Annotated in this window: 16 protein-coding genes; 10 read left to right on the plus strand and 6 right to left on the minus strand. The window is 33.4% G+C overall.

The window, feature by feature from the left end:
• Positions 1 to 754 precede the first annotated feature (754 nt).
• From NSS97_RS28185 to NSS97_RS28220, 8 genes are all read left to right on the plus strand, one after another.
• Positions 755 to 889, plus strand: coding sequence for a hypothetical protein (locus tag NSS97_RS28185; RefSeq protein ID WP_016127965.1), 135 nt, complete (start codon positions 755 to 757; stop codon positions 887 to 889).
• Positions 890 to 1,198: 309 nt separating this feature from the next.
• The gene (locus NSS97_RS28190) at positions 1,199 to 1,555 is read left to right on the plus strand and encodes a hypothetical protein (RefSeq protein ID WP_016127964.1); all 357 of its coding nucleotides are present in this window, start codon (positions 1,199 to 1,201) and stop codon (positions 1,553 to 1,555) included.
• Positions 1,556 to 1,744: 189 nt separating this feature from the next.
• Positions 1,745 to 3,075 (plus strand): IS3 family transposase gene (locus NSS97_RS28195; RefSeq protein WP_087944740.1). Its coding sequence is split into 2 segments (ribosomal slippage): positions 1,745 to 2,132 and positions 2,132 to 3,075, totalling 1,332 coding nucleotides; the frame shifts between segments, so codons are not numbered across the junction.
• 623 nt (positions 3,076 to 3,698) lie between these two features.
• Positions 3,699 to 4,256, plus strand: a complete 558-nt coding sequence (locus NSS97_RS28200) for an excalibur calcium-binding domain-containing protein (protein ID WP_016127963.1) — start codon at positions 3,699 to 3,701, stop codon at positions 4,254 to 4,256.
• Between the two features lie 56 nt (positions 4,257 to 4,312).
• Entirely contained in the window at positions 4,313 to 4,966 is a 654-nt protein-coding gene (locus NSS97_RS28205) for a class D sortase (protein ID WP_016127962.1), read from the plus strand.
• 170 nt (positions 4,967 to 5,136) lie between these two features.
• Positions 5,137 to 5,736 carry a hypothetical protein gene (locus NSS97_RS28210; protein ID WP_016127961.1) on the plus strand — a complete coding sequence of 200 codons (600 nt, stop codon included), beginning with the start codon at positions 5,137 to 5,139 and terminating at the stop codon, positions 5,734 to 5,736.
• 102 nt (positions 5,737 to 5,838) lie between these two features.
• Positions 5,839 to 6,393 carry a PRK06770 family protein gene (locus NSS97_RS28215; protein WP_078214584.1) on the plus strand — a complete coding sequence of 185 codons (555 nt, stop codon included), beginning with the start codon at positions 5,839 to 5,841 and terminating at the stop codon, positions 6,391 to 6,393.
• A 229-nt stretch (positions 6,394 to 6,622) separates the two neighbouring features.
• Positions 6,623 to 6,769 carry a hypothetical protein gene (locus tag NSS97_RS28220; protein WP_158089221.1) on the plus strand — a complete coding sequence of 49 codons (147 nt, stop codon included), beginning with the start codon at positions 6,623 to 6,625 and terminating at the stop codon, positions 6,767 to 6,769.
• Positions 6,770 to 7,023: 254 nt separating this feature from the next.
• On the opposite strand, the gene NSS97_RS28225 is transcribed toward NSS97_RS28220, so the two are convergent.
• From NSS97_RS28225 to NSS97_RS28235, 3 genes are read right to left on the minus strand one after another with little or no spacing between them, the layout of a single operon-like run.
• Positions 7,024 to 8,103 carry a Ger(x)C family spore germination protein gene (locus NSS97_RS28225; protein WP_078214583.1) on the minus strand — a complete coding sequence of 360 codons (1,080 nt, stop codon included), beginning with the start codon at positions 8,101 to 8,103 and terminating at the stop codon, positions 7,024 to 7,026.
• 2 nt (positions 8,104 to 8,105) lie between these two features.
• Complete coding sequence (locus NSS97_RS28230) at positions 8,106 to 9,188, minus strand: GerAB/ArcD/ProY family transporter (protein WP_016127958.1); 1,083 nt, start codon at positions 9,186 to 9,188, stop codon at positions 8,106 to 8,108.
• A gap of 20 nt (positions 9,189 to 9,208) precedes the next feature.
• Positions 9,209 to 10,708 (minus strand): spore germination protein, encoded by a 1,500-nt coding sequence (locus NSS97_RS28235; protein WP_078214582.1) that lies wholly within the window; start codon positions 10,706 to 10,708, stop codon positions 9,209 to 9,211.
• Positions 10,709 to 11,303: 595 nt separating this feature from the next.
• Here NSS97_RS28235 and NSS97_RS28240 point away from each other — a divergent pair.
• Positions 11,304 to 11,435 carry a hypothetical protein gene (locus NSS97_RS28240; protein WP_002187955.1) on the plus strand — a complete coding sequence of 44 codons (132 nt, stop codon included), beginning with the start codon at positions 11,304 to 11,306 and terminating at the stop codon, positions 11,433 to 11,435.
• Between the two features lie 295 nt (positions 11,436 to 11,730).
• Here NSS97_RS28240 and NSS97_RS28245 read toward each other — a convergent pair whose 3' ends face one another.
• The 3 genes from NSS97_RS28245 to NSS97_RS28255 all read right to left on the minus strand — a co-directional run bounded on the left by NSS97_RS28245 (position 11,731) and on the right by NSS97_RS28255 (position 16,481).
• A complete protein-coding gene (locus NSS97_RS28245) occupies positions 11,731 to 13,269 on the minus strand; it encodes a thiol-activated cytolysin family protein (RefSeq protein WP_016127956.1) in 1,539 nt (512 codons plus the stop codon).
• A 473-nt stretch (positions 13,270 to 13,742) separates the two neighbouring features.
• Entirely contained in the window at positions 13,743 to 14,054 is a 312-nt protein-coding gene (locus NSS97_RS28250; protein ID WP_000637487.1) for a heavy metal-binding domain-containing protein, read from the minus strand.
• Between the two features lie 213 nt (positions 14,055 to 14,267).
• Positions 14,268 to 16,481 (minus strand): N-acetylmuramoyl-L-alanine amidase family protein, encoded by a 2,214-nt coding sequence (locus NSS97_RS28255; protein WP_341114862.1) that lies wholly within the window; start codon positions 16,479 to 16,481, stop codon positions 14,268 to 14,270.
• A 594-nt stretch (positions 16,482 to 17,075) separates the two neighbouring features.
• On the opposite strand from NSS97_RS28255, the gene NSS97_RS28260 reads away from it, so the two are divergent.
• Positions 17,076 to 18,239 carry a hypothetical protein gene (locus NSS97_RS28260; RefSeq protein ID WP_078214684.1) on the plus strand — a complete coding sequence of 388 codons (1,164 nt, stop codon included), beginning with the start codon at positions 17,076 to 17,078 and terminating at the stop codon, positions 18,237 to 18,239.
• The last annotated feature ends 968 nt before the right edge of the window (positions 18,240 to 19,207 follow it).

The following is a 19,207-nucleotide window of genomic DNA, read 5'->3' on the forward strand; positions in this document are numbered from 1 at the left end:
CGTTTACAAAGGTATACCTTTATAAACATGAGGTTTTTGAAACAAGAAAATGTGTCCTTAAGTGAATTTGAAAGTAAACAAATGGCTAAAAGTTTACATTCGTATTTATAATAAATAAAAAGCACCTTTTAATGTTTTAAAAGTGCTTTAACTTGATGTTGATGTGACGGAACCTCAAGTATGTAGAAATTTAAAAAAGTCCCTTCATAATGCTTAAAGGGACTTTGCTCACACAAATGATCTGCACATCAATTCATCTTTGATATACAGATCATTTGTATGATAATTTTAAAAAATAAGTGCAGAGAATTATATTACATGAATGCTTTTATAAGTGTTGTTACTAATGGAAGTACTCCACCTAAGAATGCTAAAACTGCCGTTGCGATTGCCATATTATTTCCTCCTCTTTTTTCGTATTAAGATGTGATAATTTTTATAAATAATTGCTGAATAATGAATTTACATTACTGCTTTTAAAAGTTCTTGTACAAATGGAATGATTCCACCTACAAATTTTAAAACTGCCATTGCAATTGTCATAGTATTTCCTCCTCTGTTGTTGATGCTAAGATGTGATTTATCTTTATGCTTTTATTATAGTAAACGCTTACATTTTTATCAATACATTCTTATATGCAATATTGCATATTTATATATTTAGACAAAAATTAGACCTCTATTAGTCATTCCTTAATGGTATCATAGCGAGGTGAGAGTCTTTAAGGGTTCTCCTTAATAGGAGGAAACGGATATGGAAAGAGTGCAAGCGATTATTGATAGTAATCTGAAAATCAAGAGCTGGGTTAAACAGGTACTAGCTATAGGCGGAATGTTAGGGTTCTGCTACTTGGTATTATATGTTTTATGTTTCTTATTTGCTATGTAAATACTATATAACTCCACTAGTGGAGTCTTGCCTACAGAGGTAAGGCTCTTTTGTTGTATCTGAGGTGAATTTTTTTGGGAGGTACTCCAAAATATTGGGTTGATGGGTATGGGGTTCTACTTCTATCACTGAAAGTAAACTAATATTCATAAGTTTACTTTCTTTATCTATTGATAATGATAGGTTATGTAAACTTCATTTTTATTTTTAAAACAAATTGGTTAATTGATTTAGATCATTTTAATAAAGTATTGAATACTATAATCTATAGATTATTAATTCTTTAATTTAGTAGGAGGTGTATTTAAAATGCCTTTCTCTACTGGTCCAATTGAAAACGTAGGAAATCAACCTACTAATGCAACTAGAGCTAGGGTTAAAATTCTCAATCGTACTGCAGGTCCACTTACTGGGGTAGTTAGATCTTTTAGACTTGACGGTACAAGAACATTAATCGAACAGATAAACTTTAATGTGGCTGCTAATGCTTCTGAATTTGTAAATTTAAGTTTAGTTCACTCTACTTTGGGACAAGCGCTTCAATATGAAGTTGAAATTGTTCCTAATCAAAACGGTGGTTTATACAGTGTTTACGGAATAGCACCTGGTGGTGTTATTATTACTGCACAACGTGTATTGAACTCAGCATTAACGCAGATTCTTTAATTTTAAAAGTAAAGTGGTTCAAATTGGAGCTGCTTGTTTCTGCTAAAAAAACTATCGGAAAGGACACTCTTATGAACTGTACCCCGAATCATGGACACTTAAAAAAAGCCCCATGATTCGGGGTTTTTGTGTATTTTTATCAAAAAACCTCGTTATAATGGAACCAACGATAGAAATGAGGTACGGAGAATGGGTAAAATTATTTTTAACGAAATTCAAATGAAACAGCTAGAAAAAAATAAAAATGTATTAAAAGCGTCGGACCGTTCGATTAGCTATTGTTCAGATTTCAAAGTAAGAGCGGTAAAAGAAAATCAACAAGGAAAAGGTCCTAGCCAAATCTTTTTAGAGAATGGGTTTGACTTAGCTGTGATCGGTGAGAAGAAACCAAAACAATGCTTGAAACGTTGGCGAAGAACCTTTGAACAATTTGGTGAGGAAGGCTTTTATACAGAACGCCGCGGGAAAGGAAGCACGGGACGCCCTTCGGAAAAACCCCTCTCTTCTGATGAAAAATTAAAGAAAGCGGAAGCACGTATTGCGTTTTTAGAAGCGGAATTGACATTCCTAAAAAAGTTAGACGAACTCGAAAGGCAGGCGTTACAGAAGAAGCGTTAACACCACGAGAAACATACACACTGATTGAACAAACCATACGTCGATTCCAATTCCCACGTATGGTGCGTTACCTTTGCACACTGACTGGGGTAAGTCGGAGTGGATACTATGCGTGGCTTCATCAGACAGATAAACAGCTGGAAAAAGAACGCAATGATGAAACAGATTATGAATGGATCCAAGAAATTTTTAATCGAAAAGGGAAAACATGTGGTGGTCGTTCTATCAAAATGGTGTTGGAAAAGACAAAAGGAATTTGTATGAATCTCAAGCGTATTTACCGTATTATGCGTAAATATAACCTTGTGACAAAGATTCGCCGAGCGAATCCTTATAAACACATCGCAAAAGCGACACAAGAACATAAAACATGTCCGAACCTTTTAAAACGCCAATTCAATCAAGAAGAGCCTGAAAAAAGTATGTTAACGGATATTACCTATTTATTTTATGGAAAAGGAAAGAAGGCTTATTTATCATGTGTAAAAGACAGCGCAACACGAGAGATTTTAGCCTATCATGTCTCTTCCTCTTTACGAATGGATATCGTCTATCAAACATTAGATAACTTGAAAGAGAGATTAGGAGAAGTCATTCATCCTGAAGCGCTTCTACATTCAGACCAAGGTATTCATTATACACACCCTGAATTTCAGAAACGTGTAAGAGAAATGGGGATCAGACAATCTATGTCCCGTAGGGGCAATTGTTTAGACAATGCACCAATGGAATCCTTTTTTGGTCATATGAAAGATGAATTAGATTATAAAGATTGTCAAACCTTTGAATCCCTTGAGCTCAACATAAAGGATTATATGGAGGAGTATAATTATAATCGTTATCAGTGGACATTAAAAAAGATGGCTCCGATCGAATATCGGAACCACCTTTTAAGTGCTTGATTTTTCAGGGCTTTTTTATTAAACTGTCCATTTTATAGGGTACAGTTCACTTATATGGGTGTCTTTTCTTTATGCTTTAAAAAGTCCACCCATTTCCGTAGGTGGGCTATATCTTTATTACACAATACCAAAGTATACTCTCTATTTATCATAAACTTTATGTAATTATACATATTTGTTAAAATTACACTAAATAAATATTACATGTAGTAAAATATAAATTGTGGACACGTTCTATAAAGCAGATTCTCCGATTAGAAGACGTAACATATCTCAAGCATATAGATGTGGCGTTGCTTTAATCTAGCCAAACAAACGATCTCGATTCTCTTGTATTTGTACACTAACAATCTGGTGAAAATAAATGATTCTGTTTTATAGGACGTGTTTACTTAATATCCAATACATACTATTAAAATTAAAGTGGTTCAAGTCGGAGGAAGGCACCTTAGGGTGTCTTTTTTTATTTTCGCTCGACATGATATGACAATATACAAATTAATAGTTTGCTATTATTATCTAGAAATCTTACATTTATCTACAAATTATTATTGTATTTTTAATTTTTTAAATGTAAAATATTTCAATGTAAATACATACCATTTAGGGAGATGGAGAAAATTATGAAAAAACTATTAGCTTCAGCAACAGCGTTCACATTATTAACAGTCGGGTACAGTTCTTCTGCATTTGCAGCAAAAAGTCCTAATGATACAAAAAACTGTGGACATTTTAAAAGCCAACAAGATGCTCAAGCATTCTGGGATCAAAACGGATATGGTGTTGGAAATGATCCACATCGTTTAGACAATGATAAAGATGGCATTCCATGTGAAGATTATAAGTATCCAACAAGCACAAATACTACAACAGAAAATAAAGAAACTACTAAGCCTCAAGAACAAACTAAACAAGAAAATACTAAGCAAGAACCTGCTAAACAAGAAAACACTAAGCAAGAGAATTCAAAACAAAACAACCAAACAACAAATACTAAGCCTCAAACAACTGCAAAAGAAACAAAGAAAAATACTAATACAGTTGTGAAAAAAGAAACTAAAAAACAAGGTGAAAAATTACCTAATACAGCATCAAACGGTGTTACAATGATGTTAGCAAGCTTAGGCTTAGCATTAGCTGGATCTGTATTAATGTTCCGTCGTAAAAAGACAAACGCATAAAATAGTTCCTTAAAACGGCAGGAGAAATCCTGTCGTTTTCAAATGGAGTGATAAAAGTGAATAAAAAACAATGGATAGGCTTATGTTTAACTGTTATTGGACTTACTATCTTTTCCTATTATTTTCTAGAATGGTATGGAGCTAGACAATCAGCAGAGTCGCTAACGACTAACGAAGCGAAACACTATGAGACCTCCACACCTTCTAAAGAAAATGAAACAACAAACATCAATCAAACAGAGACTGAGACTTCATTACAACCTGAAGAACCTGTACAAATTCCCTCTTCAAAGGTAAACCATCAATTAGGAGATAAAGTGGCATATTTAATTATCCCTAAAATACAAAAGAAATACTCTGTATATTGGGGAGCTGACGATAAAGTACTGAAAAAAGGTGTAGGTATGTTTGTTAGTGATTTAACTACTACACCATCTGGAAATGGGCATACAGTTTTAAGTGGGCATAGAGATACTGTTTTTACCGAGCTTGGTCAACTAAAGGAAAATGACCAACTTATCGTGGAATATGAAAATAAAACATATACATATAGAATTAACAAGCATTGGATAACAGATTCAGAAGATCGAACAGTTATTGTAGACAAAAGTGAGCCAACATTAACATTAACAACTTGTTATCCTTTTGACTATATAGGAGACGCTCCAGATCGGTACATAATTGAATCATCTCTACTTTCCATTCGTTGAAGATGGGCGTCCAATACATATTATTAAAATTAAGATGGTTCAAGTCGGAGGAAGGCACCTTAGGGTGTCTTTTTTTATTTTCGTTCGACATGATATGACAATATACGAATAACATGTTTGCTACTATGAGTTGAGAAATCTTACATTTTAGACGCTGGGGGATACATATTATGAACAATAAACTATTAAAAACACTTACTTGTTGCACTTTATTTATGGGATTAGCAGCATGTTCATCTAATGAAACCGCAAGTACTTCTAATGACTCTAAAGCTGAAGAAAAATCACAAAAAGAAGCGGATAAGGATCAGAAGGCTGAAGAAAAAGCGAAACAAGAAGAACAACAGCGTCAAGAAGCTGAGGCGCAACGACAAGCGGCAGTAGAGAAAGCGAAACAAGAAGAACAGCAACGTCAAGAGGCCGAAGCACAACGACAGGCTGAAGAAAAAGCGAAGCAAGAAGAACAGCAACGTCAAGAAGCTGAGGCGCAACAACAAGCGGAAATAGAGAAAGCGAAGCAGGAACAAACCCATAAACAACAAGAAGCTAAAGTGCAAAAGCAAAAGAAGACAGAGAAAGAAGCACGTGAGGAACAAGAAAGTTTAGAATATGCAAAAAGGAGAGCACAATCATTTGAGGATAAAGAACGAGAAAAAATGAGTTGTGACGACGCGAAAAATGTTCTTAAACAATTAAAAAATGCCGAACAGAATCCGGCTACAAAAGAGAGCATTGTAAAGTATCAAGAAAAAGTAAATATGTGTAGCTAGTAATAAAATAACTTAACATGGTAAAATGATATATCCATAAAAAGGTAATTTTATATAGTATTATTTATATGAAATATTAAAATGTAGATAGGGGAAGTGAATATGGACAAGAAGCTAACGTATTGGCTAGGATCGATTATAGGGGTAATAGTACTTGCGGCTGGTATGACTTATGGAATGTTACAGTTTGCTGAAGTACCAATGGGTAGTGAGCAGCATGCTTTTGCAGAGTCTGATTATAAAGAAGCACCACCATCGAATGAAGCAGAAATTGAAGGTTCAAATGCACAACTTCACATCACTAAAAGTTCTACTGAAGAAGAAGTTATTTCAGCTATGCATAGCATGACTCATCAAAAAGTAAAAGTGAATGACGGACGGGGAGCAACTCCTATGTCTAAAAAGAATGCAGTAAAAGTAAGAAGCATTCTAAACCAAAATGATTTTAAGAATAAAGAAGAACTATTAGCAATCACTGAAAGATGGGTAAATAGAGATTTTAGTAAAATCGTAGAAGAACATAACTATTTCTGGGAACTTCAAGAAGGCAAGATAGGTGAAGCTACAGAAATGGATCCAATAGAAGAGCAAACATTCTCTTTAAATACTTTCGGTGATGAAGTAACGGCCGCTCTACATAAATCAGGAGATCTTTAATAAACATCTATAAATTATAGTTAGAAGCACCTCCTTTTGTATTTATCTTTTCTAAATTTCTTCAATACATAGATGTGATTCTTAAGTCGGAGGAAGGCACCTTAGGGTGTCTTTTCTTTATTTCCAAAAGGACCTGCTCAATTAAACCTTAAAAACATAAGGTAAAGTGAATCCATTAAAATACATGAGTGACCTTAATTTTCCCCTCCTACTCAAAAGAGAGATTAAAATGGGATTTGGTGGTAGTTGTAGTAGTTGTGGTGGCGGCTTTGCTTTATTAGTTGGGGTAACGCCAGCATTTCGGAAAAAAACCACGCTAAGAAAAAAATACAATAAGCCGTCCATTTGGACAGCTCATTTACATAATTATCGTTAACGGAAGTTAATTATATTTTTCTACGTACTAAATAAAAAGGGTTCTGGTGCGAAAACTTCAAGATAATTGTTAGAATTGGTGTAGATTATGAAGTGATCTAATGATTACGTAAGTGATACGGCTATACAGGTATAAAAACTATTAACAAAGCATCTTATAAACATTAAGATGCTTTGTTAATAGTTTCTCTTCTCCCTAGTCTCTTATGAGACTAATTTTATTTATTGAAAATTTCCCCTCTTATGAGGACGTATTTATTCTGTAACACCGGATTGGGTAATCTTTACATCTGCTGTTACACGAAAACGTAAATGTTTATAGGATTCTTCCCATTCTTGGCTATTCCATTTTCTTACGTGAGTTCTACCAAGTTTTCTAAGTCCTATAGGATCTGTGTCTTTTTTAATAAATCTCTTTATCAATGTAGTTGCCTTTTTTTCTATTTCTGTTTCCATAATTTTTTCTAATTTTTTTATTTCTTTAGGATTATCTAGATTTTTTGTTTTTGTAAATTCTTGAATTTCAGCTTTAACTTGAATATGAGCATTTACGAATGGATGCTTACTATTCCCCTCCATCTTATATTTTGTTCTAGCCTTTATATTCTCTATTGTAGCGTAAGTATTTGAAGAACTAGGTAGTTTGACTTGGTATGTACCTTGTTTAAAATTATCTGTCAACAATTTAAATACAAATAAATCTTTAGGGTTCACTTTATCAACCATTTTACATCTTTTAAAAAGTGCTATTCCATTTAACTCCAACACGTTACCTTTTTTAGATATCATCGGTAAATAAGAATCTCTCGCATCATCATCAAGTTGATTTAAAAACATAAAAAAATTTGTTTTTGGTTGCGTTCCATTGTCCATATTTTGCTCCAGTAAAGAGGATAGATAGGAAGCAATTTCTTTTTCTTTAGAATAGTTCCCCTTTAATAGTGATTCCCCTTTTACATTTGTAATTGCTAAATAAATTGCATTTCCTACACTAGGATTTCGGTTCAAAGTCTCTAAAATTTCCTGCATTCCCTTTTCAATTATTTTTTCATTAAATATAATAACACGCAATTGACCCAACTCTAGAGGTCCAGAAGATTTTTCGGATGCTCTTGCAAGAACTTCTCTACCAGTCTGGCCTGATGCTGAATAGATTTTCGTTTCACCTTCACCGCCTCCTTTATAAGCTGCAATCGCAAAGGTTCCTTTTAGCTTACCTTCTGCTTCAGTATCATATGCCGCAACTTGAACTAAATCAATGTCATCCACAATTTTTGTTTTAGCACAACCTATTAAGAAGACACTTAATATAAGGAAAAGTATCCATCGCTTCATGTTTATCTCCTTAACTTTATTTTGGCGGTTTGAATTAGCCATAGTACAGGTAGGTATACATATATATATACAAAGCCAATTTGACCTGTCCAAGTATTTAATAAGTTAATTTTATTACGGTTATTCAAGAAAAATGATAAAACAAAGATGAATACGATGATAACTGGCAAAACATATTTTTGCTTTATTCCCAGCGCCTCTTTTATACCACGACTTACTCCCCATAATGTAAAGGAAACGTTAGGTAATATAAAAAAAGCCCAAACAGAAACAATAATGTATTCAAACCGCTCTATAAAGGGAAACTGTATAATTTTAATCATGCTTAAATATGCCCATATCGCACTCGCGAGTTGTTTTTCACTAAAAAACGCAAGAGTTAAAATCATAAGGTATGTGTAGACAATAGTCGTTACTAAATTTGCATAGTGCGCATATTTTTGAGACGTTTTTGCCTTTCTAATAAATGGGTAGTATAACAATAACATTTCAAATCCAAAAAAACTAAACATATTTCCTTTCATTCCTTTCATAATTTCTAGGAATGAATGCTGTGCAATTGGAAATAAATTCCGGAAATCTGCATACTGCAAAGGATAAAAAAATGTGAAGATTAGAATGCTTGGGATAACGACTCCAAAGAAGCCGATTCCGGCAACTACACGAAATCCTCCAGTCACAATGTAATAACATAAGCCTAAAAAAGCTCCAGCTATAACCCAAGATGAAACTGAAGGAAACATCCAAACATGTACTACTTCAATATAAGTATGTAGTGTTGTTGCACCTAACAATACAATATAGGATAAAAAAATGAAGTTGAACAATCCACCAATCCATTTTCCAAGTACGTTTTGGTTGATTGCAATGATGTCTCCATTACCCTGATTTAAAATCTGATATATGATCCAAATCATAAGATTAACAGATATTCCAAAAAGTAGCGTGCTAATCCACGCATCATTTCCAACTAATTTTGCACTAATCCTTTCAAAACCAAGCATACCAACCCCCATCTGTATAGTAATAATTAAAAAAAATACCATATATGGAGAGACTTGATACTCAATTGGGATCTGTTTCATAATGCTCCTCCCTGTTAAATTCAATCATCAAAATCATTTCGTGATATGATTTTATTTTTCTCTACCTCTTCTGGATTAAAACGAAAACGCTGTTTAGATCTTGAAAAAATTGGACGTCGGAACATCGCTGAGATTGGCATACGTATAATGCTGTCTTTCCAATCTGTAGGGCGTGTAGGGTAAAAAGGGAACAAATAAGGACGTTTTAATGATTCTGTACGTAATAAGCGTGCTAAAAGGAAAGAACTTGTTAAAACAATTCCTAATAAGCCCAACAGGTGTGCAGATATTATAAAAGGAAAACGAATTACTCGAATTGTATTACCAATTCGATATATTGGTGCTGTAAATGAACTAAGAGCTGAAAGTGCAACAATGATAATAAGTACGTTACTTGTAAGACTTGCTTCTACCGATGCTTGTCCAATTACAATACCACCTACTATACCGACAGTTAAACCCACTTTAGTTGGTAAACGCGCCCCCGCTTCTCTCAGTAATTCAATTGTGATTTCTAAAAAAAGTGCTTCAATTAATGGAGGGAAAGGGACTTTACTTCTCGATATGATTAACGTTTCAAGAAGTTCTTTTGGAATCAGCTCGTAATGATATGTTAAGATCGAAACATATAATGGAGTCGTTAAGACAGAAAACATAAAAGCAAATAGCCTTAATAGACGAAAAAAAGAGGCAATAATCCAAGGCATGGTGTAATCTTCTGTCGTAGAAAAAAAATCAATTAATGTTGTTGGAAGAGTGATGGCATAAGGTGAGCCATCTACAAAAAGTGCAATTTTCCCTTCTGCCAATACGGCTGCTACACGGTCTGGACGTTCTGTATTCAAAAATTGAGGAAATATAGAATTTGGATTGTCCGCAATTAACTGAATCAAATACGTGCTATCCAAAACATGGTCTGTTTTTATTTGACTCACCCGTCTTATAATTTCTTGTAGATTTTGATCATTTACAATTCCCTCAATAAATACAATTGCAACGGTTGTGTTAGATAGAGAGCCTACTTTCAATTCCTTCATTTGTAAATAAGGTGTTGGAAGCTTTCTACGTACTAAATTTAAGTTTACATCTAAATCTTCAACAAACGCGATTTGTGGACCCACGATATTGTATTCAGTTTCAGCTTTTGTAATATCTCTTTTTTCTTTCTTTGACACATTTATTAACAAGCCATTTAATTTATCTGTATCGAACTGAATAAGCATATAGCCGTTTAAAATACTTTCCTGAATATCTTTCATTTGATTTGTTATTTTTGAATTTTCAAAGGGTAAGACAGACTGAATATCTTGTAATGAATCGAAGCTCCGCTCCTTTATATAAGTTAAAACCTCTTCATGGAATATATTTGCATCGATTAATGTTCTAAAATATGAAATGACTATAGAGGAATTGTTTGAAGCGATTTCCAATGTTATAAAATCTTTAGATTTTTTTAGTAATTGCATTAAATCCTGTAAAGATTTTATAGATTCATCAGGTATTTTTTCATACGGTTTCAATTGATAATACCCTTCCTTTCAGAAAGAAGTTACATATAGTTTTTAAGAAATTTCTATTTTTAAAATCAGACATAGTGATATATAAATATAACCATTGAATTAGCAATAACCTCTTTGAAAATAACTTAACCAAAATTAGTTAAAAAATGTATCGTACAAAAAAATGAGCTCATTTCTCAAAATAACTAACTATAGAGAAATAAAATTTTTATTTAGGGGGTACTTCAAAACCTTAGCTTGGTGACGATGTATTACTCCCCCTTATAGAAGTGGTTTAAATTTCTAAAAATTCAAACCACTTCTATAATAATAATCAAATTTAGCAATTACCACAAAAAATACACAATCGTTTATAAAGGTATACCTTTATAAACAATTATTTACTTTCCCTATTAGTGGAAGAACCATTCCTGTTAATATTTTAATAATTATCGACTTTCCAGCACCAAATAACCCTTATTTAACGGGAAAATTGCCTTAACGTACAGCGAACACCTTAAAATGTGACGTAACGTACAATTTTCTTTTTTTGACATAATCACATAAAATGTTTTATCTTTATATAGTATTTTATTGATTGCACGAGGTGAAAAACATGCAAAGCAACGAAGAAATGATAGCGTTTTGGTTAACGAAAGGATTAGTTATACCTGCTGTGGCATTATGTGATGAAGATCATGAAGAAGAGAAAGGACAGGTTATTTCTGATATGCCATTTGAATATTAATAGGGGGTGGTATTTTGTTTTGTGAGCTTGATAGCGATGGGGTACCACCACATCACTATCAAGCTAGGGTTTTCATAGACCCCCTAAATGAAAATTTGCTTTCTCTACAGATAGTTACTCTGAGAAGTCAGCTCATTTTTTCGTTTTTGGGGCATTTATTTTTCTTAAGTTGATGGGCATGTATGGTGAGGCCAATTAGAGGAGTATGATATATTTGAAAAAGCACCGATATACTTGCGACCAAGTAAAAAAGCGCCCTGTTTACAGGGCGCTTCGGACATATATTAGGCTTTAATTAATGACTAATATTAGCATTTGGATATAATGTTGTTCCTCCAATTGAAACTTTTATTTCATTTGTTAATGGAACATTTTGTTCATTAATAATTGTTCTCCACCATTCCCATGCAAGACCTGTACATTCTCTTGCTACGACTTTTACATTTTTTGCATTCGATGGAAGTGGTATGACTGTATTGAAATGAGCAGTTCTGTCTCTGCCGTTTCCTTCCCAAGTTTTATGGGTTAGTACTTCTTTGCCATTTTGATCATATGAGAATTCATCCCAAGATACATCAAATTGAGCAACATATCCACCAGTATGATCAAGCGTCATTTTAGCACTAGAATATTCTGTAGTTGTCGTCTCAATATAATCTGTATTGTTATGAACAGCCGCAGTTGCGTTATCTTTTAAGAAAGTGCTTGTATATGAAATTGGGTATGCTGGATTTTTAGAACTTAATTCTGCATTATCTTTTATGATATTTCGGATTTCATTAAAATCTTTTGTAACAACCTTGTTATGCTCTTTTGCATCTCCGCCTAATACTACAGCGGTAAAGGTACTGTCTTCAAAAATATCTTTGTACTGTCCACTCGCTTCAACGCCTTGACCCTTAATTAAGGCTTTAAAAGCAGTTTGTACATCTTTGCTCTTAGATGATGTTTCTAATTTTACATAAACTGTTCTACCATAAGCTACATTTGACACCATAACAGGCGGAGCCGCATTACTTACCCCTTTACGAGTTAACTCATCAAACGTAACACTATTATCAAAAAGATCTGATGGATTGTTAGGTAGTTCTGCACTTACGGTATAAAAGATTTGCTTATATGCCGCAACCATCACTTTTTTCTCTCCATCTGCAATCGCTTTAAAATCAATGTTCAGTGAATTGTCAAGATATTTAGCGTTAACATTAAGAGCACTTGCTATTTGAGATTTACTATACACCATAGATTCTGTATACTGCATTCTTGCAGGTAACGTATGTGTTTTTGAATACTTTTCATTCCAAGTAGATACTAAATCATCTACTGCTCCAGACACATTACCATATGTAGGATTTTGAACAGTAATTGTATTTTCTTTTCTCATGCCAGGTAAGTCTATACTAATATTCAAAGGTTTTCTCTTAGCTACTAACAAACTAGGTTGATTATCTGCAAAAGCTTTATTTGCAAGTTGTACTGCTCCTGGATAAGTACGATTAGCCACAGAATCAATAATCGAAATATCGACTGGTGAAGTTGTAAGTGATTTTTTCTCACGTTCCACTACTACAAATTTACCATTTGAATTTGTACTTTCTTTCGGAACAAAACTCTCTACTTTATCCCCATTTACTGCTAAAACCTCTTGATTATTATACTTAAGATTTCCTATGCCAGTATCAATGTTAATAGCTTTTTTTGTTGCATCAGCTGAATTACTTGTTTTTGTTTCAGCGAAGGAAATAGAAGAATAATTAATAGTGCATAAGCCAATTGATAAACATGCTAATAATTTGATTCCTTTAACACCTTTTATAATTTTCAAAAAATTCAACCCCTTCCTTTTTTTGTATTAAGGTATGATAATTATTTATAAATAGTTGCTAAATAGTGAACTTACATAAATGCTTTTAAAAGTTCTTGAACTAATGGAAGTGCTCCACCTATAAATTTTAAAATTGTCATTGCGATTGTCATATTATTTCCTCCTCTTTTGTTGTTGCTAAGATGTGATTTATCTTTATGCTCTCATTATAGTAAGTACTTATATATATATCAACACATTCTGATATGCAATATTACATCTTAAAACCATGTTTTATACTGTTATAATAGAATAGGTACATTCTACAGCATTTTCCGATGAACTAAACAGCTAATGAATATGAAATTTCTCGTAAATAAAAAAGGAAGAGAATTATAAAAATTCTCTTCCTTTTTTATGTTTTGTGATTTGTTCATAAACATAATGCATCTATATTTATAGAAAATGCATAAAAGCTATAGAAAAATCCACATTCTATCTATTTACACACGTACTGCTGTACCGCTTACCGCAACCATTAACATTCCGTCACGAACCACTTCGTAGTCTACATCGATACCAACAATTGCATTTGCTCCTTTTTGCGTTGCAAGTTGTTTCATTTCTTCCATCGCAATGTCACGAGCTTCTTTTAATTTACTTTCATAAGCACCAGAACGGCCACCTACAACGTCACGAACAGAAGCGAAGATGTCGCGTACGATATTTGCACCCATAATTGCTTCACCGTTTACGATGTCCACATACTCAATAATTTCTTTACCCTGAATAGTATTAGTTGTTGTTACGATCATTGCTGACACACTCCTATAATCTCTAAAAATTTATTTTCGTTTTTTATAATCTTATTATTCATTTATACTTGAATCGTCTTTTTTGTATGTGAAATTTTCCCTTAACGTACAATATTTTTTTGTCGTTTCGAGCTAAATATAGCATACATACAACAAGGGAATGCAGTACATATCAGCATACAAGCATTCCCTTGTTATTTTTATGTTATTACTTTACATTTTATGTCCCCACTGGTCAAAGTGATAATCTTTACCGTCGATTTTAAACCAACCGTCTGAATAAAGTGAACCATCTTCTCTAGCACAATACCAAAGGTATCCGTATGCAAGAGGTATAGGTCTATATCCACCACCAACTTGGAACCATCCTGTTTTAGCTGCCCCATTTTCATCGAAGTAATAATATTTATTATCGATAGTTTGCCAGCCCGTTTGTGCTACGCCGTTATTGTCAAAATGGTATAGCTTACCGTCGATTTTTTCAAATCCTGCTCGGTTAACTGATCCGTCTTCATGAAAATAATATTTTTTTCCGTCAATGTTTTCATAATTATTGAACGTATAATTGCGACCATTTGTGAAATAATATCTTTTACCGTCTATCATTTTCCAACCGGTATAGAAAACTCCATCTTCTAAACTATAATATTCTAGTAGGTTCTCACTTTTGTTGAGCCCTGTTTTATAAAGCGAACCGTCATGCTTAAATGATAATGTTTTGTTGTCCAACCCAACATTAACAACGCTGTCTATAACTTTTCCATTTAGATCAGAGACTCTCTCAAGCACACCTTTGTCGGAAAAGTGAAGGATAACCTCTCGATCTTCCATACGTAGTTCATTTTTAGTTACATTGTAATTTTGAAAGTAATAAATTTTACCATCCACTTCTTTTAGACCTTCTTTAACGAATGCTCCAGAAGCATCGGCATAGTCATCTCCTTTCCAGGTTGATCGTTGTAAAACACCGTCATCATTAAAGTGGTAGTATTTATCCTCAATCAGTGAATCACTTCCATTTCCAGTAACCATGTAGCCATAAGGCGATGAGAAATAATAAGTCTTCCCCTTAATTTCTTGCCAGCCTGTCATAATGACTCCTTCAGCATCTGTAAAGGAATACCCATTACCTCGGTTTATCCAACTGTTCTTTATCACGTTTCCAGAGGAATCTTTTGCAATCCATTTAGTAGAATCTTTTTCATCAGCTACAGCCTGTACTTCATCATACTTCTGTCTCTCGTTTTCTTTACCCGGATACCACTCTATTAACCAATTGTTAATTTCATTGTTGCTTTTATCAGAGAAACGAATTTCAGATTTGAAACTCCAATCAGTACCAAATTGAGAAATATATTGATTACCAGCCAAACTTACCCCATTTTTGTTATTCAAACGGAACTGAAATTTACCATCGTTAGAATTTCCTATCTGAACAAGTTCAAACACTTCATCATCGCTAAGCGAATCGGAATATTGAAGTCCGTTTCCTTCTTTTCCTGAAAGATATTTTGAACCTGTTTTTACGATTACTTTATTCGTTCCTTTTTTATAAGGGATAATTTGATAAGGTTTACCGTCATTTAGTGTAATGAATGGCAGTGTCATAGATGTCTCTAGGACGTTAGTACGCTCCGCCAATATATCTGATAATCGATCATAAAAATCTGCACGAGCTTTAGGATCATTATTAACATAGTTGTCAAGGACATCTTTATCTACTGGCTTTGAAGTCAATGTTATCAATCGTTTTTGCTCATCTGATAATTTATTTGCTATCTGATCAAATAGGTAATCTGAATTTCTAGCAATCACCGTCCAATCACCAAAGGAGTCGCCGGAATATTTTTTGTAAAGTGGACCAAGAAATCTTGGGTTTTTACCAGATGCTTTTTCTACAAATGCATGTTGGCCTTGATTTATCACAACTCCAGTCTTTCCTTCGTCTAATTGTGCTTGTGTAATGTAAAGAAGATCGTGTTCTGAGACATTTGCTGCATTAGGGTTTAAATCTATAATTGCACCTGCTTCAGTAATTTTAAGCTGCTGCCCAGATCTTAGTTGATGAATTTCAATTTTTCCATTTGGATAGCGTACTTTAACTGGTTTAAGAAAATTCGAATCACCTTGTGTATGATACATGGAAATATTAAATTCCCCAGATGTAAAACTAGGAGCCTGGTAAGTTTCGTTTTCTGCATATACATCAATGTGAGTGCCAGGGTCTCGATCCCCTGGGCTTATTCCAAGTGCTTCATAAGTGTTTGCTACAGCACCTAATACAGTAATACTTATATCTATTACCGTACCTATCCCTGCGCTAGCTTTGTTTTCTGCAATAGGAGCGACAGAAAAAAGAATACCTAATGCCGCTGCAGTAGGAATTACTTTCTTTCCAATTCCAATTGTTTTAAATTTTTTCTTCATTTTTGTTGTCCTCTCTTAGTAAGATTGAGCCTAGATTGCTTACATGTAACACTGTAAAAAACAAACATATAAATACTGTCGTATATTGATTTAAAATATAAAATCAATATTTATAAATTCATCTTAGTTTAAAAACCTTTCAAATTTCTTTCATAAATGTTACAAAAGTCTTACATTAATATATTATAAGATTTTGATTTTTTCGATATTCTATATTTTTTCAGCTTGGCCCCATGCTCATTAAGCGAAGATTTTTAAGTATCCCCAAAACAAAATTTTTATTTGTAAAATGAATGAAGTAGTAAACAAGAAAGGCTGGCAAAATGCCAACCTTTCTTGTTTTTTGGGTCTCAATTTTTAACTTAATAAGATATATCGGTGGTTTACTTATGTATCAATCCTTTTATTTCTATCGGTATTTCCAAGTTTAAGAAATTACTTGCAAGAGTCCTGAAGTGTTTGTATGAGAAGCAATGAAAGGGTTTTGTAACATTTACGAAAGACTTTTGAGAGTTATTTAAATTAAAATAAACTTACCGATGTTAATTTAAATATGTTGGAAACAGTATAAATTAGAAAGTAAGGAGCACATCCATGAAGGAAAAGATAAAGAGATGTATAAAAAAAATCCCCCCTGTAGGAATAGCGATGGGGATTGTATTCAGCTTGAACCCATTTACAAAACATAAAGCGAAAGCAGACGTTGATACGTTCGCAACGATTGTTACAACATTTGGTGATACCTATGATTCGTTTTTAAAAGAGCCTTTTGTTATCTTTTTATCCGAACAAAGTGCTAAAAATGATTATACAGCTAACAATGAAAATCGTGCTTACAAAGCTCCTACTTTTAACAAAGGAGAATTTGGTATTAGTGTGTATGATTATTATAAAAACCAAAACTTTTCTAAGAGAATTAAACTTTTCTATAAAGATGGGAAAGTTGAATATAAAACGATAAAACATGGTCAACAACTTCTGATTAAGCAAGCTGGTATCATAGTGGACTTAAATCCTGATGCCTCAGACCTATATGAACATGATATGTATTATATTACACAAAAACAATTAGATGGAGGAAATACTGGTATTGCGCTGACGAATTGGCAAACATATTACTTAAAAAGTGACAATAGTGGTCAAATGAATGGTCCTTTAGCTCTAAAATATATTAAACAGGAATTTCCAAATATAAAACCAGGTAATGCTTCTTTTGACCTAATGAAACTTTTTCATGCACTACCAGGAGAGAAGCGAAAACTCGCAACGATAACTTCGAATCCAGTAAAAGCATCTGGAATTTTTAGTTATACCTCTGATGAGCTTGCTGAGATAAAGAGACATAAGCTCGCTGTCGTTACACAGCATAAAAATGAAGAATGTTCTTCTATTTCTGTGAAAATTAGAAACAGGGATAACGTCTTGCGAACATGGGAGGATAGTACGAATATTTCTGCTTCATCTAATTGGATCCCAGAAGATAGGAGCATATTTGCAATTATTCCAATTGAAAAAGGATCTAACAAGGTGTACATAGAAGCAAATGCAACCTATCTTACATCTGCAAATGGTGAGGTGGGCGTTACAGGATTTCGCGCTTATGGACAAGTATGGACACTTGTTAATTATGGATTTGAAAGCTTCTCTTTAAAAAATAACCACGGACAATATTTATCTGTTAATGATACATCCGTATGTCTTACTGACAAGCCTGATAAAAACACTATATTTTCCATTACTATTCAAAAAGATAAATAGAATGAGTGGTTAGCTAAATGGTATGCTAGCAAATAAAATGCAAGTTGATATAACCTCTAGAAGCTTTACAAACATTTTTAACGAATTTACCGAAAGAATTCTCCTTCCTCAAGCGTGTGAAGGGCGATAGCCCAACGGTAGGTGGGAGATGAATTTTGGTTTGGCATAGCCAAAAACTTTTGATAAACTAGCTATATGAAGTTCTTTGATAACTTGATATAGGAGGTTGCAGGAAGAAAATAGAGTGCGAAAACCAAGCCATTCGGTTCCTGCGTAAAATATCAACCGTACCAAGAGAGCGTCCAAGCGTTGGACATCTAGGGGTGGAACACCCCGAAGTAACGCTCAGGGAGACGAAAGGTTACTTTCGTCGTGGAACTGAGAAGCTCCCACTTCAAGCTTTGCTAAGTGGCGAGTAGTTCACAAGCTACAGTTTGATTTTAAAATAAATATGTATATACAAGTTTTATAATTGTTACGGTTGCTCCAAGATAAGCAAACCATTCCCAAAGGGGTGTTTTTTGTTTAGAATCAGTCATATTGTTATGTCCTCCTTTTTAACATCTGTTAAATAATATATTATCATAATTATGAGATTTTTGATTAATTAGATCATTTCAATTAAGTAGTTTTTTACTTCGAATAGGTTTTGTAATCTCTTTATTTATGCATTTTTGAATGTATACTTTTCTAGCCGTTTTTGAGGAAAATAGGTAAGTTGTAATAAAGTCACTAAAATCAAGGAATTGAATGTAAACTAATTGGTAAAAGTTTACATTCGGGTTTTGAATCATTTATAGCTAATTTTGTAATAATTTTCTCAATATTGATATACTTGTTAATTATGCTTTTAATATTCAAAATTAACAAAAAATAAATTATAATAAAAATATGATGATTTTTCCTTTTGTTTACTCCTTGTACTAAAGATAAGATCGTGTTCCCGATCTTATCTTTTTTCTTTGTAT

The sequence above is a fragment of the Bacillus sp. FSL R12-0074 genome, from assembly GCF_038005725.1.
Lineage (GTDB): Bacteria > Bacillota > Bacilli > Bacillales > Bacillaceae_G > Bacillus_A > Bacillus_A mycoides.

Excerpts from the sequence above, each read along its gene's own strand:
- NSS97_RS28200 (WP_016127963.1), top strand. The coding sequence starts at position 3,699 with ATGAAAAAACTATTAGCTTCAGCAACAGCGTTCACATTATTAACAGTC.
- NSS97_RS28230 (WP_016127958.1), bottom strand. The coding sequence starts at position 9,188 with ATGAAACAGATCCCAATTGAGTATCAAGTCTCTCCATATATGGTATTT.
- NSS97_RS28210 (WP_016127961.1), top strand. The coding sequence starts at position 5,137 with ATGAACAATAAACTATTAAAAACACTTACTTGTTGCACTTTATTTATG.
- NSS97_RS28240 (WP_002187955.1), top strand. The coding sequence starts at position 11,304 with ATGCAAAGCAACGAAGAAATGATAGCGTTTTGGTTAACGAAAGGATTA.
- NSS97_RS28255 (WP_341114862.1), bottom strand. The coding sequence starts at position 16,481 with ATGAAGAAAAAATTTAAAACAATTGGAATTGGAAAGAAAGTAATTCCT.
- NSS97_RS28215 (WP_078214584.1), top strand. The coding sequence starts at position 5,839 with ATGGACAAGAAGCTAACGTATTGGCTAGGATCGATTATAGGGGTAATA.
- NSS97_RS28190 (WP_016127964.1), top strand. The coding sequence starts at position 1,199 with ATGCCTTTCTCTACTGGTCCAATTGAAAACGTAGGAAATCAACCTACT.
- NSS97_RS28250 (WP_000637487.1), bottom strand. The coding sequence starts at position 14,054 with ATGATCGTAACAACAACTAATACTATTCAGGGTAAAGAAATTATTGAG.
- NSS97_RS28220 (WP_158089221.1), top strand. The coding sequence starts at position 6,623 with ATGGGATTTGGTGGTAGTTGTAGTAGTTGTGGTGGCGGCTTTGCTTTA.
- NSS97_RS28260 (WP_078214684.1), top strand. The coding sequence starts at position 17,076 with ATGAAGGAAAAGATAAAGAGATGTATAAAAAAAATCCCCCCTGTAGGA.
- NSS97_RS28225 (WP_078214583.1), bottom strand. The coding sequence starts at position 8,103 with ATGAAGCGATGGATACTTTTCCTTATATTAAGTGTCTTCTTAATAGGT.
- NSS97_RS28185 (WP_016127965.1), top strand. The coding sequence starts at position 755 with ATGGAAAGAGTGCAAGCGATTATTGATAGTAATCTGAAAATCAAGAGC.